This is a genomic window from Hahella ganghwensis DSM 17046 (genome assembly GCF_000376785.1).
Taxonomy (GTDB): Bacteria; Pseudomonadota; Gammaproteobacteria; order Pseudomonadales; family Oleiphilaceae; genus Hahella; species Hahella ganghwensis.
This window is the reverse complement of sequence record NZ_AQXX01000055.1, coordinates 1-15,019: the sequence shown is the minus strand read 5'-3', so window position 1 is coordinate 15,019 and position 15,019 is coordinate 1. Positions and strand designations below refer to the sequence as shown.

The 15,019-nt window shown below is 47.9% G+C and carries 20 protein-coding genes; 16 read left to right on the top strand and 4 right to left on the bottom strand.

Going from position 1 to position 15,019, the window contains the following annotated elements:
- A partial coding sequence (locus F566_RS0101915; protein ID WP_026179673.1) for a transposase occupies positions 1–212 on the bottom strand: 212 nt, incomplete at its 3' end.
- A 39-nt stretch (positions 213–251) separates the two neighbouring features.
- On the opposite strand from F566_RS0101915, the gene F566_RS38040 reads away from it, so the two are divergent.
- From F566_RS38040 to F566_RS0101875, 8 genes are all read left to right on the top strand, one after another.
- Complete coding sequence (locus F566_RS38040; protein WP_342662520.1) at positions 252–557, top strand: ABC-three component system protein; 306 nt, start codon at positions 252–254, stop codon at positions 555–557.
- Complete coding sequence (locus F566_RS38035; RefSeq protein WP_020405291.1) at positions 541–789, top strand: ABC-three component system middle component 8; 249 nt, start codon at positions 541–543, stop codon at positions 787–789. Before F566_RS38040 ends, F566_RS38035 begins: the two co-directional genes overlap by 17 nt.
- Positions 776–2,572 carry a DUF2326 domain-containing protein gene (locus F566_RS0101900; protein WP_020405290.1) on the top strand — a complete coding sequence of 599 codons (1,797 nt, stop codon included), beginning with the start codon at positions 776–778 and terminating at the stop codon, positions 2,570–2,572. Before F566_RS38035 ends, F566_RS0101900 begins: the two co-directional genes overlap by 14 nt.
- Before the next feature lie 246 nt (positions 2,573–2,818).
- On the top strand, positions 2,819–3,274 hold the full coding sequence (locus F566_RS0101895; protein ID WP_020405289.1) for a hypothetical protein: 456 nt from the start codon (positions 2,819–2,821) through the stop codon (positions 3,272–3,274).
- A 14-nt stretch (positions 3,275–3,288) separates the two neighbouring features.
- Positions 3,289–3,876 (top strand): 3'-5' exonuclease, encoded by a 588-nt coding sequence (locus F566_RS0101890; protein WP_020405288.1) that lies wholly within the window; start codon positions 3,289–3,291, stop codon positions 3,874–3,876.
- A gap of 502 nt (positions 3,877–4,378) precedes the next feature.
- Positions 4,379–4,582 carry a helix-turn-helix transcriptional regulator gene (locus F566_RS0101885; RefSeq protein ID WP_020405287.1) on the top strand — a complete coding sequence of 68 codons (204 nt, stop codon included), beginning with the start codon at positions 4,379–4,381 and terminating at the stop codon, positions 4,580–4,582.
- 4 nt (positions 4,583–4,586) lie between these two features.
- A complete protein-coding gene (locus tag F566_RS0101880) occupies positions 4,587–5,483 on the top strand; it encodes a helicase RepA family protein (protein ID WP_020405286.1) in 897 nt (298 codons plus the stop codon).
- On the top strand, positions 5,467–6,252 hold the full coding sequence (locus F566_RS0101875) for a hypothetical protein (RefSeq protein WP_020405285.1): 786 nt from the start codon (positions 5,467–5,469) through the stop codon (positions 6,250–6,252). Before F566_RS0101880 ends, F566_RS0101875 begins: the two co-directional genes overlap by 17 nt.
- 242 nt (positions 6,253–6,494) lie before the next feature.
- On the opposite strand, the gene F566_RS31620 is transcribed toward F566_RS0101875, so the two are convergent.
- Positions 6,495–7,637: a hypothetical protein gene (locus F566_RS31620; protein WP_020405284.1), complete on the bottom strand. Its 1,143-nt coding sequence runs from the start codon at positions 7,635–7,637 to the stop codon at positions 6,495–6,497.
- Positions 7,638–8,020: 383 nt separating this feature from the next.
- Between F566_RS31620 and F566_RS0101865 the strand changes: the two genes are divergently transcribed.
- The 5 genes from F566_RS0101865 to F566_RS0101845 all read left to right on the top strand — a co-directional run bounded on the left by F566_RS0101865 (position 8,021) and on the right by F566_RS0101845 (position 9,967).
- Positions 8,021–8,629, top strand: a complete 609-nt coding sequence (locus F566_RS0101865) for a DNA-binding protein (protein ID WP_020405282.1) — start codon at positions 8,021–8,023, stop codon at positions 8,627–8,629.
- A gap of 67 nt (positions 8,630–8,696) precedes the next feature.
- Positions 8,697–8,969, top strand: coding sequence for a hypothetical protein (locus F566_RS0101860; RefSeq protein WP_020405281.1), 273 nt, complete (start codon positions 8,697–8,699; stop codon positions 8,967–8,969).
- A 1-nt stretch (position 8,970) separates the two neighbouring features.
- On the top strand, positions 8,971–9,249 hold the full coding sequence (locus F566_RS0101855; protein WP_020405280.1) for a hypothetical protein: 279 nt from the start codon (positions 8,971–8,973) through the stop codon (positions 9,247–9,249).
- Positions 9,246–9,473: a hypothetical protein gene (locus F566_RS0101850; protein WP_020405279.1), complete on the top strand. Its 228-nt coding sequence runs from the start codon at positions 9,246–9,248 to the stop codon at positions 9,471–9,473. The genes F566_RS0101855 and F566_RS0101850 overlap by 4 nt, the downstream gene beginning before the upstream one ends.
- A 107-nt stretch (positions 9,474–9,580) precedes the next feature.
- Entirely contained in the window at positions 9,581–9,967 is a 387-nt protein-coding gene (locus F566_RS0101845; RefSeq protein ID WP_020405278.1) for a hypothetical protein, read from the top strand.
- Between the two features lie 2 nt (positions 9,968–9,969).
- Here the strand turns inward: F566_RS0101845 and F566_RS0101840 are convergent, their stop codons facing one another.
- On the bottom strand, positions 9,970–12,285 hold the full coding sequence (locus F566_RS0101840) for a DotA/TraY family protein (RefSeq protein ID WP_020405277.1): 2,316 nt from the start codon (positions 12,283–12,285) through the stop codon (positions 9,970–9,972).
- On the bottom strand, positions 12,236–12,592 hold the full coding sequence (locus tag F566_RS31615; RefSeq protein ID WP_020405276.1) for a hypothetical protein: 357 nt from the start codon (positions 12,590–12,592) through the stop codon (positions 12,236–12,238). The genes F566_RS0101840 and F566_RS31615 overlap by 50 nt, the downstream gene beginning before the upstream one ends.
- A gap of 214 nt (positions 12,593–12,806) precedes the next feature.
- Between F566_RS31615 and F566_RS35115 the strand changes: the two genes are divergently transcribed.
- From F566_RS35115 to F566_RS0101820, 3 genes are all read left to right on the top strand, one after another.
- On the top strand, positions 12,807–14,303 hold the full coding sequence (locus tag F566_RS35115; protein WP_020405275.1) for a MobA/MobL family protein: 1,497 nt from the start codon (positions 12,807–12,809) through the stop codon (positions 14,301–14,303).
- A gap of 19 nt (positions 14,304–14,322) precedes the next feature.
- Positions 14,323–14,727, top strand: coding sequence for a hypothetical protein (locus tag F566_RS0101825; protein WP_020405274.1), 405 nt, complete (start codon positions 14,323–14,325; stop codon positions 14,725–14,727).
- A gap of 76 nt (positions 14,728–14,803) precedes the next feature.
- On the top strand, positions 14,804–15,019 hold a 216-nt coding region (locus tag F566_RS0101820; RefSeq protein WP_020405273.1), incomplete at its 3' end, for a transposase.

Below are 15,019 nucleotides of genomic sequence, written 5' to 3'. Positions count from 1 at the left end.
AGCCTTCTGATCTCCTCCTGCTCGGGAGTTAGCTTCCCATTGCCTCGAAAAGCCTGGCCGTCATCTCTGCGATGTTCCCTTATCCAGCGGCCCAGCATATTGGGGGTAATCCCAAGGCTTCGAGCAGCATCGGTTTGACTGTAGCCTTGATCCAGAACCAGGCTGATGGCATCCAATTTAAATTCTTTTGAGTACTTCTTTCGTGTGGTCAATTTCTTCATCTCCAGTTAGGGGTATTATCCTTAACTGGGTTGGTCTGTTCTATTAGGCCACGTCAATATTTGAAAGAAACGGCACAAGTTCAATACTTTTTGTCTGCACCTGAAAACCACGAGTTAATGCAGCTCTACGAAAACATAGTCGATGAGTTTCAGCTAAAGGTCATAGCAAAAAGAAAAGACCACCAGAACTTCGACAGCGTTATGAATCATTTAGTGGATCTGCTATTTGCGCGTGACCCTGTTCTCAGGAAGCACAAAAGATTGACTAGGGTAATGCTGTTTTACATGTATTGGAACTGTGATATTGGGAGTGAAGAATATGCTTCGTCCAACTAAGCATTCACATCCTGATCGTACTGTCATAAATGTTGCGATGGTCGTTTTGCTTAGACTGAAAGATCTAAGGATTGCTAACTATAGCGATCTCCTGTCCCATGCAAAGAAAAGTGTGATTGGCGGAGATGTGCTTTTTCTTCCTGCATTGAATTTTTTATTTCTTATGGGGTTGATAGAGTATCGACCAAAAACGGACTCAATTGAATATATAAACAACAATGAGACTATCTAAGCTTTATACAAATAGGTCTGATTTATTTGAGCCGGTTTTTTTTAAAACAGGGCTTAATGTCATATATGGTGAGATCCGTCTTCCTGAAAACAAAAGCAGAGATACCCATAATTTGGGGAAAAGCACTCTTGGAAGGGTTATTGATTTCACTCTACTTTCAAAGCGCGACCCAAGATTTTTCCTGTTTAAGCATGAGGATTTTTTTAGTCCTTTTGTCTTCTTCGTCGAAGTAAAGTTAAACGATAATAGCTATTTGACAATTCGGCGAAGTGTTTCACAGGCTTCGAAAATCAGCTTTAAAAAACACAACGAAAAACATCAAGATTACGTTTCTCTTGCCGATGACCATTGGGATCACCTTGATGTTCCATTTGCTAGAGCAAAGGATCTTCTCGATAGCTTGCTAGACCTCTCGGCTATCAAGCCGTGGACATATAGGAACGGGCTTGGATATCTTATTCGATCTCAGGATGACTACAACGATGTGTTCAAGTTGCGCAAGTTCGGTTCTCGGGATGCCTATTGGAAACCCTACTTGTCACATATCCTAGGGTTCGATGCTGATCTGCTAGTTAAGCATTATCAAAAGGAAGAAGAGCTAAACAAGAAGGAAGATACAGAGAGTACTGTTAGAAAAGAGCTGGGCGGGTCTGTCGAAGACGTTAGTAAAATCGAAGGTATATTGTTGATTAAGCAGCAAGATGCTGAAAAAAAGCAAAAACTCCTCGACTCATTTGATTTTAGGCAGCAAGACAAAGAAAAGACAAAGTATTTGGTCGACGAGCTTGATGAAAAGATAGCGGAGCTAAACAGGCGGCGCTACTCGCTCAATCAAAATCGAAAAAAGATATTAAAGTCTCTTGAGGAAGATAAGATCATTTTTAACACTGAAGATGCACAGAAAATCTTCCAAGAAGCCGGGGTTTTATTCTCCGGTCAAGTTAAAAAGGATTTTGATCAGCTGATAGAATTTAATAAGTCAATAACTGAAGAACGTTTCGGTTACCTCGCAACCGAAAAATCCGAGATTGAGTCGGAAATATCAAAAATTAATAGCGAGCTTAATTCGCTTGGGAAAAAGCGATCAGATACGCTGTCCTTCTTAAGTGATACAGAGGTATTCAATAAATATAAAGGATTATCCAATGAGCTTGTTTCGCTTCGCGCAGACATCGAGGCCCTGGAGAGGCAGAAGAAGCATATTCATCGACTGCAAGAATTGAGGGCCGAAATTAGAGGCTTGACAGAAGAGTGTAGTCATCTCCAGTCCGAAATTGAAAATAATGTCGAGCAACAAAACTCTGAAAAAACCAGCCTATTTTCCCAGATACGATTGTACTTTAGCGAGATTGTTGATGATGTAATTAACAGGAAGGCATTGTTAAGTGTTTCGCCTAACAGTGAGGGACACTTGCAATTTAAGGCCGAAATTCTTGATGAGTCAGGGAACTCAACTAGCGCTGACATGGGGCATACCTATAGAAAATTGTTATGCATAGCTTTTGATCTTTCCGTGCTCCGGGCTCACTTAGGCGAAAAATTTCCTCACTTTGCATTTCATGATGGTGTTTTTGAGTCGCTTGATAATCGGAAAAAAGAAAATTTACTAGCTGTTATCCGCCAATATGCTGATATGGGTATTCAATCCATAATCACGCTGATTGACTCCGATCTTCCGCATAGAGAAGAAGAGGAATCTTCCGTTTTTGATGAGTCAGAAATCGTTCTTCAACTGCATGACGAAGGAGAAAAAGGGCGTCTTTTTAAGATGAAAGCCTGGTAATCATTTGTCTGGTCATCTTTTTGTTCTGTGAAAGCGTTGCCGGAAACCGCACCAAATGCAGGCGGGTTTTCGGCTGGTCGGGCTTAATTGCGGTTTTCGACACTAAAATAGCTTGCCAGATCGTCTGGGGCGCTTGTGTTTGTGCCGCTCTTTCGAAAGTGTATATTTCTTCAATTTCGTGGTGACAACGGGGCGTTCAAATATTTACATTTTCCGGCTCTTTGCACATTCACGGAGTAATGATAAATGTTTCAAACCTCAAGAAGTTCGGAAATCAGTCTCCCGGCATCGTTGGGAGATGGCGATCATCAGCAGTGGCATACTATATCTCAAACACTGATGACATGTTGGTTTCATGTCCATTGTATTAATTTGAGCACGCGGTTAGAAAAAGTTTTATTTACTGGAATGCCTGAAGTGCTTGAAGAAGTCACTCGTAGTCCCAGGGTAAAAATATCAGAGGTAAACATTGTTACTCCTCCGCAGTTGAATATGACTGGAGGTTGGGAGTTAAGCCCGCTTCAACAGATTACTATTTTTGAGCGATACCATAAAGAAAACAAGGCTCTCATAGGATTTCAGTATTTGCTAATGGATGGCAGGGTTCTCACAGATCAGTTTGATCGGCGATTCAAGCTTTCGCGATCTGATATAGAGCGGCGTGTCATATCTATTCAGCTTTATTCAAGCCAATCCCATTGACGTCGAGAAAAGCAATGGCTAAAGAATCCGAGATTATCAATCCCGATAGCGGCGTCGATATCGTTATTATTGATATCGAATGTACCTGCGATGACGCTAAAAATTTACCAAGATCGGAAATGGAAATTATTGAGATTGGGGCAGTTTTTGGAAGGCTTACCGACGTTTCTTTTGTGCTTGTGGACGAAGTTCAAATCTACGTTCGTCCCGTAATTCACGCGAAATTGACACAGTTTTGCATCTCGCTAACCGGCATCACACAAGATGTCGTTGATACGGCCTCACCGCTTAGCGAGGGGTTAAAAAGGTTTGCAGGTAGAATATCGAGCAACTCGCCTCGAGTATGGGGAAGTTGGGGGAATTTTGATTTGAGGCAGTTCGAGAAGGAGTCTCTATCAAAAAATATAACTAATCCCTTGGTCGCTCTGCCACATGTCAATATTAAACAATTATACGCCAGAAAGCGTGGGCATAGGGTTGGTCTAGCAAGAGCGATTCGGTTGTCAGGGCTCGTCTTCCAGGGGCGGCATCACTCGGGGCTTGATGATGCTAGAAATATTGCTCAGCTTCTCGAAGTTGATGGAGTGTTGATGGAGTGTTGAGGGAGGCTATACTGCAAAGAGTATAACTGCTTGTAAAATTGACCAAGTTTCTGATTGGCAATAGAATCTCTGTGACCGGGTATGAACCCCTTCTGTCTGAAAACATGTAATGGGGTCTGCGAAGCGCATGAGGTGGCCAGCGATAAGAGCAAATAACCTCGTGATTTGAGAGCAGCAAATCAATTCTATAATAGGTTAACGTGTTGAGGGGACTTTGGTCCCTTTTTCTTTTTTTCTATCGTTAAAATCCTTTTCGGCAGTTTTTCATTCCCTCTGATTTATCTATCTTTTTCCAACGTGCTATCTAGTTGCGCATTGGGGAAAATTCTCCAAGAAAACTCCACTTTTCTTCACTTTTTTAGTGAATAAAGTATTGACGCTCACGCATCATAATCCCTCGCCATGTAGCGAAACACATCGTCACATGAGTGCAAATTAAAGATTACTGGTTGGAGAGTGATTATGAATATTGTCGATCCAATGGCAGTGCGTGGAGGTAAAAATGCAGGTTAGCGCTGAACGATATCTCACTTACGAGCAAGCAGCAGCTTTGCTCTGTATGTCTACAGGTGGGCTTAGAAATAGGATGTGTAGAGGGGAGCCGATGCCCCCTTCAGTCAAGATAGGTCGCCGTCGATTGTTTCCCGAGTCTGAGCTGCATAAGTGGCTGGCCGAGCAAGGTGGGCTATTGGCTCAGGGGGAGTAATTAAGTGGCTATTGATATTCTGGCAGCATTCGAAAATGAGCCTCCACATCTGGATTTTATATGGCCCGGTTTTTTGGCTGGAACGGTGGGTGCATTAGTCGCACCAGGAGCTACAGGAAAAAGTTATTGGGCTTTGGAAGCCGTTATGTCAATTGCATGTAGTGTTACATGCGGTGATTTATTAAAGCTTGGCCCCGCCCAAACCGGCCGCGTAGTCTACTTGGCAGGAGAAGATCCAGAGAGTGTTTTAATTGGTCGTGTTCATGCCATTGGTCAGCACTTTAATCAACAGGCGCGACAGGAGATAGCGAGCAATCTTTCTCTTGAGCCAATTATGGGCAGGCGTTTAAACGTTATGGCACAGCCGGATCTTGATTGGTTGATTCAGTTGGGCGTGGGGGCAAGGCTGATCGTACTGGATACACTAAGCCGCACACATTGCCTTGATGAAAACAGCAACGGAGATATGTCTCGCCTTGTTTCAACGCTTGAGCATATTGCTGTGGAGACAGGGGCTGCAATCCTTTATCTGCATCATGTTAATAAAGGCTCCGCCAGAGAAGGGCAGGCGGATCAGCAGCAGGCTGCCCGAGGGGCTTCGGCTCTGGTGGATAATGTTCGCTGGTGTGGGTTTGTTGCAAAGATGTCAGAGTCGGAAGCCAAAAAGTTAAGTGATCGTCCCTATGACAGACAGCCTGTAGGCAATGACCGAAGAGGTTTTTTTGTTCGGTATGGTGTTAGCAAACAGAACTATGCCCTGGTTGAGGCTGACAAGTGGTATGAGCGTGGGGATGGTGGTGTATTGTTGCCCGTAGATTTATCTGCTTCCAGGAATAACGACAACAACAGCAAAAAGACCACTCCTTTTAGAGTGGGTGAAGTTGATGAAGAGCGCTGGTAACGCCGTCAGCCCAACCAGCACAACCGCTCAGTCTCGGGTGATGCTGTACCAGCCGAGTCAGCGCCCACGGCACCGGGAGGGCGACTGGCAGGAAACCTCTTTTGGTCGCTGCCGCGTGGCTGGCAGGTTAGGCCAGCGCCACGCTGATGTTGTCGAGGCGATTCTTTACTGCGCAGAGAAAAGGCGAGACGTGTCAGATGGTGGTGTTGAGCTGCTGGTAGACCCCGCTCGGATACGAAAAACGCTTTCCGATAGCCGATACAGCCTGGCTCAAATTCAAAAGCTTCTTTCTGAGCTGCGTGCATCAACCATTGAAATCGAAACGCCAGATTTGGCGAGAGCTGGTGACCGGATTATTGGTGGTCTGATAGACCATGTTATTCCATCCCCTATGACGCGCCCAGACCCGCTTACAGGTGGTGAGCGGAGCATGTGGCGCGTGCGCTTGGGGATAGCTCTGGTAATGCTCCTGGAGCGCGACCTGGCCCTTTACTACAATCCAGCCCCAATTGCCCGATTGCGGCACGGTATAGGTCAGGCTGTAGCCAGGCACATTCTGAGTCATAAAAATGAGCCGGCTGGCGGTTGGCATCTGGATACAGTCATCCTGGCAGTGGCTCGACAAGCATCAGGAAAAGCCCTGAGAGATGCTCGTTTTCGGCTTAGGGAGGATGCCGAGCAGCTCGAACAAATTGGCCTTGTCATCGATGGAAACAGAGTTCGAAGAGTGAGTTTAACTGCGCCAGGCCGTCGCACAGCCGCCCGATAGCGTCGCACAGCCGCCCGGCAGTGTCGCACATCCGCCCGAAACGTCGTACACCCGCCCGAAGTTGGCAGGATATATAGGATATTCAGATCCGGCGCAGCCGCCGCTGGGTGCGGCGACTGGCCTTGGGTTTCTACAAGAACGAGAAGAAAAGTTTGGAAGAAAAATCATTTAGTGGAAGGAGCGTCGCCCCTTCAAAAATCCCCGCAAACAGCCATGTTTGGTCCGGCATGCGTTATCAGCCGTTAGAACATATCACCGAACTCATCGTCCTGATCGGTGCCCAACAGGTGCGATAAACGACCAACATCGTTTGGCGTAGCTTGCCCCTGAGCGATACGGTTACGCAAAGCATGGATTTCAGCCTGCCTGTGTTGAAACTGCTCAGGGGTTTCACCGAACCGAAATCCGCCAGTCATTTCAAGCCACTGATCCTTGGGGCGGACATTTGGAACCTCGTAATGCATAGCTTCATCCGGTTCATCTGGATAGGGATTATCAAAAGCATTGACGCTCACACGGATGGTTCGGTCGTCATCCAGACCATTGATCTTTTCCAATATCTCAAGTGGACAGCTTTCATCAAAGGTCAACACATAGTCATAGAGCAGACCATCATCACTGCTGTTTTCCAGCGTTTCCCATTCCAGCAATTCCAGATCATCGTCCGTAATACCAAGCTCTGCTGCTAAATTGCTCCGAGGGCGTTTGCCGTATCGCAGCTCAGGGTCAACCCAGTCGTCATTGACGCTGCCACCAACTTCCAGCTCGAAATCGTAGAAACCGCGTTTACCAGCCATACGGGGCAATGTCACCTGTACAACCATATCAATGGTGTCCCCACAGAAGGGCTTGTCATCCAGTGGCTCGCCCTTGTACTGGGTTTTGGCGGTTGCTACCAGCTCATCACCACGATCTTCGATCTGCACATCGTCATAATATGGTGAATCGAAAAATCCCGCGTTTGTTTCTGCCATCGTGCCCGACAGTTGATCATCTATCAGCGTTTGACAATCGGGAAGTAAGACCTCGGCAATGTAGGTTTCCAGTGAGTCATAGAGCCAGATATTTCCACCGCATAACCCCTTATCGGAAAGCATGCCTGATAGGAGCTTGGCGATGTCGATTGACGAGGTAAGATCATCTGGCAGGCCGCCTAGCTTTGCACGCCTGTCATTCATGAGCGGTATATCGGGAACGAAGATATATGCCTCTTCGAGCCGATCCAGTGGATAGGCCTTCTCGGCCATAAGTGCCGCATGGCTCTTATACCCAAAAAAAGCCGCCACCAGCTCTCTGGCATGGGACGCTTTCAGCTTTTCTGTAGAGCGAGACGTATGATTTTGACGCAGGAAATCTGCACACAGTTTTGAGAGATCAATACTCATAGGAGTGATCCTTTCTTAACAATGCTGGACTTTGAAGGTAGTGGTAAGTGTTTAAGTCACTACGCTTGCCAGCAGGGTTAATAAAGATCAACTGCAATTGGCAGGTAGTTCAATTTGCTGTCTTTTAGGTCACTTACAGCCTTGGCATTCAGCTCCGATATCCAAGATACCAGATTGACCGGTTTTGGCAAGGCTGATGAAGTTGGCGCCGACGCTGAGCGTAATTACATGCTCCGCATGAAATAGACAGGCGCTTGGTGGTGACAATTTTTATTTCCTGAATTGGTAATTACAGTAATTACGTAAATACGGTAATTACACTTTACTTTAATGGTTTGTGATCAGATAATTACGGAGAGCTAAGTTATTGCAGGAATCCAAATATGAGCAGAATTACTTTTGAGGATGTTTCTACCGCCGCCCGTAGATTGGTAGAGAGTGGCGACCGCCCCAGTGCTCCAAAGATTCGCAAGCTGTTGGGTGATCGCGGCGGAATGGCCACCATTCAAAAGCATCTGGATTCATGGCGTGAAGCGGATGGGAAAGATGCTGAAGCCTCGCAAGTACCTGAGATGCCCGAGCAATTGGCTGCGGATGCTCAGACATTAATTCAACAAATTTGGAGGCAGGCAAGAATAGCTGCGGATGAAGAAATCCAGGCTGACCGTGAAAAGCTTGCGCAAGAGCGTAGCCTGATGCAGGAAAAGCTGGATGAAACCATCGCGGTAAGCGAGCAGCAGGAGCAGCAAATCGACGATCTAAAAGACCAGGTTAAAAGCCTGGGGCAAAAAGTCGATGAGCTGGATCAGGCTTCACAATCTGCTAAAGCGGAGCTGGCGGAATCCGGCACCCAGGCTGCCGTATTGGCAGAACGCTGTAGCCAGTATGAAAAGAGCCTGCAGGCTGCCCAGGAACGGGAGGAAAAACTACTGGCGCAGCTCGAAAAACTTTCTGAGAGCATCAAAACAAATGCTCCGGGTAAAAAAGCATAAGCATCCTGGCTGAGTGCGGACACACTCAACCAGGACTAACCACAACCACCTAACCAGGAGGTGATTCATGGCTGATGCCGATTTTACAGTAAGAGATATTCACTCACGAGAGTTCAAGCGGGTTTTGCCTGTCATTGTCGCGTTGGAGCGCATCGAGCGTCCTACAGCAGCGGGTTTGGCATCAAGTACCGGTCTTACAGAGAGGGAGCTTGAATCCCGTTTTAAACAATTGCAGTGTAACTATCAGGTTGTCATTGAGCGATCGCGCAACGATGACTGCCTTACCGTCAAAAATTGGGGAATAATCGTTCGCCACCAGTCCAGCAGTCAGGAGGTATGACATGGCCGTTTTCTCTATCCAGCGTTGCAATCCAGATGAACAAATCGTCCTTGATGTTGGCGAAGGTATGCTCCGAATATATGGCTTGACCTCATTTTCAGCCCCACTTAATTCGGTGACATTGCGCCATGTAGAAATTGGTAAATATGAAGGCGGAGAACTGGTTGTAGATTCAGAAGGTTTTTGTGGAAATGTACGGTTAACGCTTGCCGAATATATCCAGGCTGATCACTATTTTAAGGTCATTAATCAATACAATCATGAGGTGACCTTGCAATGACTAAAGGAAAAATTTTAGCGATTCTAATCCACTGCGCAGGCGTGGCAGTTGCGATGGCTATTTGCCTTGGGGTTATGAATGCCTTGGCAGGAAGTGTTTCAAGTGAGGTGCTAACCGGAGCAGCCGTTTTTTACTGTGCCACGGTTTCCTGGGTAACTGTTCGCGTGTTGCGAGGGCAGGATCGCCTGGCCATCTCTGCCGCCGCTTTTATAGACGAAAAGTGAGTTTTTATTACCCGGAGCAAGCTGGGTTTCCAGTTGATTTGACAGGTATCTATATAGCGGTACGTTGAAGCAAACTGCCATAAAAATATAGAGAGGAATGTCACATCATGAGTGACTTTTTGATGAGCCAGCGAGAGCTGGCTAAATGGGCTGAGCGTCTGGCCGCTGATGATTGGGGCAGGCAGACCTGGGAGTCAATCGCACTCGGGGTAAGCTGTGGCGCATTGTGGCTGCTGTGTATCTTGGTTTTAGTCGGCTGCCTTGTTCCGCCGCTTCGTCGCAGGATTCACTCATGGACAGGGGTTTACCTGCCCTGGAATATTGCTATCGCAGTTCTGATCATTACTAACCTGGTGGGAATTATGGGGCATCCAGCGATTTTCAGCAGTGGAGTTGTTGCTTACTGGATCAATACAACGGTTCCGGCATCCGTGCTGGAACCACTGGCGGAAGCACTGGACTTCCTGGCTTTTGCTGGCTGGTTTAGTCTGTAGTCCTATTTCGGGCTGAGCATTTTGGAGATTCTACTCATGCCTGTTTTGGCTGCCCCAGCCGCATTTTTTAGCCCACTGCCTGCCGCGTCAGCCATGCTCTGGGCGCCTCCGCGCGTTTTATCTCGCATAGTATGACCAGCTCCACCAACAACCTTAGCTGCGCCACCAACGAATACGGAGCGGCTCTGCTGCTCCTGGCTCGCTTCGCCGAGGTTTTCAGATCCCCCGCCGATGTAGCGCAACACCTTGTCGGGAACTTCATGTATCAATCCAAACGCTCGATGAGCGATCTGGATTATCAGCACGGTGAAAATTCCCAGCATTGCGACTGCTGTTACCACACCGCTGATTGAGTCACCGATCATGCCACTCATGGCAGGCAGAAATATGAGCATGACCACTTTCAGCATGACGATAACCAGGAGCATGGACGCGAAAAACCCGAATATGGCTAGCGCAGGTCGAAGGAACACACTCAGCGCGACCATGTAACCGGCTTTCGCCCGTTCCCCGATGAATCCGGAACCTTCCGGCATGGCATGACTTACAGCCCAAATAGGAGCCGCTATCACGGCCTCGATGAGCATCACGAACCAACCGGCGACCCCCATAATCCAGAGAATCATGGGTGTGGCAGGTAGATAAAAGGCAAGCATTAATGCAATAGGGATCAGTAGCAGGCCAGCGCCGACCAATGACCACAACGCCTTGTTTGTCATCCGGCATAGCGTACTGGTGACGGGCCGGGCCGCACCACCAATCAAACCGCCCACTGCTTCACTTGTGTCGTCAGCAACGCAGGCCGCCAGATCCGAGACGAATGCAGCGGTCAGTGCAGTTTCAAACGTCCCAATGATCACATGCCCTACGTTGGCAAGCCCCGCTACTGGATCGGGTTCGGATAACGCAAAATTGATAACGGATTCAACGCGACCCATTACAAACCCGAGGGTGGCATTATCGTCGGCATAGGTGCTGCGTTCCATCGCATTTACCGGTGTGCCTGTGGCTGGATCTGTGACCAGCATATTCTGGGAATATGCTGCAAGGCCATCCATAAACGTCTGGTAGTCGTCATGCTCCAGAGCTGCCTCTGTCGGCCCCACGAGTTCCGCTTTAACTGAAACCATTTTCTGGGTTTCTGCATTAACTCGCTGCAAATCCCAGTACCAGGCACCCACTGAGATCCATCCGGCATCACGAGCCCCTACAGTCATTCCAGCAGCGTCCGGGTTGCCTCCTGCCCACTTACTAACGCGGGCGCTGGCAATCTCACTCAAAGCATCTGAGATAGCCTTCTGGTATTCCGTTTTAAAATTATTAACGGCCAGATTGTAGGCCGTTTGATCTGGTGCGGGGGCAGTTTCATCCACAGTACTCAGAACAATTTCACGAGCCAGAGAATCAAGATCCTCATCAAGCTGTGCATGTGCGGCAATCACTTTATTTTGGAAACTCCGAACGGGTGTATCTATCGCCGTGCCTTCGTCTATTTCCGCAAACTCCAAGGTGATAGATCCACACGGGTTTGAGCCGTAAGACCTGGGAATGCCATTTGGGAAACCGCTAAGCCAGGCAGCACCGTAAGCAATACCCGCTCCGGCCAATCCATACACCGAATCATAGCGCTGCATTACACGATGTTGGACAGGCACAAGCGGGGCTTCTGTTGTTCCAGAGGAGCGGACTGATACCACCTGATCATCATCAACAATTTCGACCGGTTTTTCTTCCACGTTTATGTGTCTGTCCGCCGTGTTAATACCGTGCATGCACACCCTCGATTCAAGAATTCTCATAGCGGTATTTTCATAATCGACGGTGATCTGTGGCGGGTATAGAGTACCGGTGCCTGTGATGTGATCCAGAGCTGCATTCCAGGTTGAATTGGCGAGCCCGATACCATGCCCGGCTAACCACATAACACCGATCTGCATAGTCGAATAACCACCACTAAATGGCAAAACTAAAGCCAGTGCTACAACCATTCTCAAAGGCACCCACATGGTTGAATACATTCGGCCTAATGGATTGCCTTCATGTGCCGAATTCAGCACTCCAGTCAGAAACACATAGCCGATAATCAGGCCGGTAAAAACGAGCATTCCCGTGTTGAGAATTTGCGACATCGCACCCAGAACAGAGTCCGGGTTTGCGGGTCCGGTTCCGCCTGTTATGACATCAACGGTCGAGCCAAAAATATACCTCAAATACTCAAGGCTTTTATCAGCAGGATCAGCGTCCGTAATTGATGCAAAAGCGCCCGAGCTACTCAGAAGCAGCGGGAGCAGAATCAATATTATTTTCAGTGTTTTCATTTTCCATCTCCCAGCCAAATCGGTTCATGATTTCTTTGTCTCGTGTTGCGGTTAAATGCCTGGATAAAACCTTTTCAAAACGTTCTCTAAAGGTGGGGTTTTTCTCGCACTCTGAGAGAACTGCCACACCGATCAGAATTTTCTGTCGCGTCATATCTTTTTTTGCTTGCTCGCTGGCTTGTCGCATTAGGTCAATCGCCTTCGCCTCTTCCTGAGCAAGGCTCTTGAGAATCTGGGCTGCTGGCCCTCCAGGGTTACGTTGGGCTTCCTCTTCCAAAAGGCGCCGCTGTTTAGGCTTCAAAGACATTTACAACCTCCACTAAATGAACAAATTTTCTTCCCATCCAGATTAATGCTTGATAGTTTTTTGGTAAAGATAAAAGTCTTTAAAAATCAATAAGTTAAATGTGCTTTTTAACGGCGCGTTGGGAGAGCGGGAGCGAGCATTGCACAGACTTTAAAGCTGGCACGGAGCAAGCCCCCCTGGCGATGAAGGGCGCATATACGACTTGTTCCAAGTCATGCGTTTTTCGCTGCGCGAAAAAGAGAAAACCGAGGTTCTTTTCATGGCCATTTTTTATTGCCAAACATCGCTCATTGCTCGTTCAAAAGGGCGAAGCGCTACGGCTGCGGCGGCGTATCGCGCAGCGGAAAAAATCATGGATGAAAGAACCGGAATTATTAACGACTACGAACGCAAAAAAGGTGTGTTGGATAAGTTCGTTTTTAACAGTGCGGGACTATCCCGAACAGAGTTATGGAATCTGGCAGAAATGTCAGAGAAACGCTCAGATTCCAGGGTGGCCAGAGAGTGGATTCTTGCGCTGCCACATGAGCTTCGAAGAGATGCGCATCACCGAATTATTGAGCAATTTTCTCAAGCGCTTATTGCTCAATACCAGGTTGCTATTGACGTTTGCGTGCATGCGCCAGGTCGAGGAGGAGACAACCGAAATTTGCACGCCCATTTATTGATGACTACTCGCCCAATGGACGCGGCTGGAGAACTGGGAAAATTGAAAACATTCCTTGAATGGAGCGATGCCAAACTCCGAAAAAATGGATTACCAACAGGGCGACAACAAATAGATGCGATCAGGGAAAAGTGGAGTTCCATTGTGAACTCCGAATTGGAGGCTGCCGGTCTCGATGAGCGCATCTCTCACCTATCCCTACAGGAGCAGGGAATCACAGACAAAATTCCTGAAATCCACGTTGGCCCGTTGAACATGCAATTGGCCAGGATGGGCTACCACGAGCGGGCCTCTCGCTGGCAGCTAAATGAAGCAATTAAGGCTCAAAACAACATTATTGATATTCAAACCGCGAGGATTGCATGTATGCAAAACCAACAACAAACCATTGAAACAAACAATTCCCAAGCATCTCAAAAACCAACAGCCGGTTTTGGCGGACTTGCCGCTTCGCAGGAGGCAGCAGACGAGGCTTACCAGCAGGCTAAAAAAAGTATGGGGGAACGGCAAAAACAAGCCACAGAACAGGCTGCTGAAGAGCGCTGGAAACCTGCGCAGATCGACCCGAACCGGGGCAGCGTGATCAGCATGTTTCAGGCTGATACTCAAGGCGTATACCGCTGGACGAAAGGGAAAAATGAGGGTGCGGAGGCCTTCCGTGACTCTGGAAAGGCGATTCACAGCCAGACTATAAATTCATGGGCTCTGGCGGCTGAATTGGAACTGGCTCAGCAGAAAGTACAAGACAGGGAGTGGAAGGAAATTCGTGCGTTTGGCTCCGAAGAATACCGCCGTGCCGTGTGGATTCAAGGACAGACAATGGGGATTCAGGTTGAGGGCTATAAGCCTACGAAAGAAGAGCTGGCGAAATATGGCCAAGCGCCTGCCCAAGGGTTGGCGGCGGATCAAAAATCAGCGGCAGAAGCCGCTCAAAGCCGCTTCCAGCAAGATCAAAAATATCAGAACAAGTTCGAGAAAAACAACGGCGCAACCAATACGCCGGACAACACAAATTCCAGCTCCTCACGTAGCCCGAAAATGTAATGAATCAGGAGAAAACCTAATGAGTAAGTCAAAAATTGAACTGGTAAAGGATCAAGTGGCTTCTCTCCAGAGTCGGCTAAATTGCAAACTTCAGGTAACGATTTATAACAGTGGATTAAACGATGATGACTTCAATCAAGCGGCGAGAGATTGTCGTATGTCGATGGTTACGTTTAAGTCAGATAGCGATGAATGGGGAGACGCCAAGGGAGAGATATTTTCTGTGCGTGTTGTTGCCGAAGGGCTGGGAGAGATCCCCTATGCCCTTATGTGCGAAACGGCCTATTTTGAAAATGGCGAGGATAAGGGCGAAGCCGAAGTGTTCAGTAGTCGCGCTCTTGCCCCGGCAGCACTGGCCAGCGTCGTGACCAGCATGTTGACCGTTGATGAGCTTGAAAGACTGGTTAACTCCGCCTGTGAGTAAGCGTCCGGTAACCCCATCTTGAGCGCGCTACCAACTGACTGGATAGTGTCCACTTATTTTTTAGTGGACACTTGTTATGATTGTCATAAGCGCACCTCGCTCCTCCAGAAAACGTCGCCAATATTCCGCAGAATTTAAAGCTAAGATTATTGCTGCCTGCCAACAGCCGGGGGTCTCTGTTTCTGCCATCGCTCTGGATAACGGGCTCAATGCCAATCTGGTTCGACGCTGGATCAGCGACGCGAAGAAACTCGGCTCTACCACGTCGGCATTTGTCCCCATAAACCTGCCG

Bases quoted from the DNA above. Each gene is read 5' to 3' on its own strand.
- F566_RS0101885 (WP_020405287.1), top strand. From the start codon at position 4,379: ATGCAGGTTAGCGCTGAACGATATCTCACTTACGAGCAAGCAGCAGCT.
- F566_RS0101845 (WP_020405278.1), top strand. From the start codon at position 9,581: ATGAGTGACTTTTTGATGAGCCAGCGAGAGCTGGCTAAATGGGCTGAG.
- F566_RS35115 (WP_020405275.1), top strand. From the start codon at position 12,807: ATGCGTTTTTCGCTGCGCGAAAAAGAGAAAACCGAGGTTCTTTTCATG.
- F566_RS31615 (WP_020405276.1), bottom strand. From the start codon at position 12,592: ATGTCTTTGAAGCCTAAACAGCGGCGCCTTTTGGAAGAGGAAGCCCAA.
- F566_RS0101850 (WP_020405279.1), top strand. From the start codon at position 9,246: ATGACTAAAGGAAAAATTTTAGCGATTCTAATCCACTGCGCAGGCGTG.
- F566_RS0101855 (WP_020405280.1), top strand. From the start codon at position 8,971: ATGGCCGTTTTCTCTATCCAGCGTTGCAATCCAGATGAACAAATCGTC.
- F566_RS38035 (WP_020405291.1), top strand. From the start codon at position 541: ATGCTTCGTCCAACTAAGCATTCACATCCTGATCGTACTGTCATAAAT.
- F566_RS0101900 (WP_020405290.1), top strand. From the start codon at position 776: ATGAGACTATCTAAGCTTTATACAAATAGGTCTGATTTATTTGAGCCG.
- F566_RS0101840 (WP_020405277.1), bottom strand. From the start codon at position 12,285: ATGAAAACACTGAAAATAATATTGATTCTGCTCCCGCTGCTTCTGAGT.
- F566_RS0101895 (WP_020405289.1), top strand. From the start codon at position 2,819: ATGTTTCAAACCTCAAGAAGTTCGGAAATCAGTCTCCCGGCATCGTTG.
- F566_RS0101875 (WP_020405285.1), top strand. From the start codon at position 5,467: ATGAAGAGCGCTGGTAACGCCGTCAGCCCAACCAGCACAACCGCTCAG.
- F566_RS0101890 (WP_020405288.1), top strand. From the start codon at position 3,289: ATGGCTAAAGAATCCGAGATTATCAATCCCGATAGCGGCGTCGATATC.
- F566_RS31620 (WP_020405284.1), bottom strand. From the start codon at position 7,637: ATGAGTATTGATCTCTCAAAACTGTGTGCAGATTTCCTGCGTCAAAAT.
- F566_RS0101825 (WP_020405274.1), top strand. From the start codon at position 14,323: ATGAGTAAGTCAAAAATTGAACTGGTAAAGGATCAAGTGGCTTCTCTC.
- F566_RS0101860 (WP_020405281.1), top strand. From the start codon at position 8,697: ATGGCTGATGCCGATTTTACAGTAAGAGATATTCACTCACGAGAGTTC.
- F566_RS0101865 (WP_020405282.1), top strand. From the start codon at position 8,021: ATGAGCAGAATTACTTTTGAGGATGTTTCTACCGCCGCCCGTAGATTG.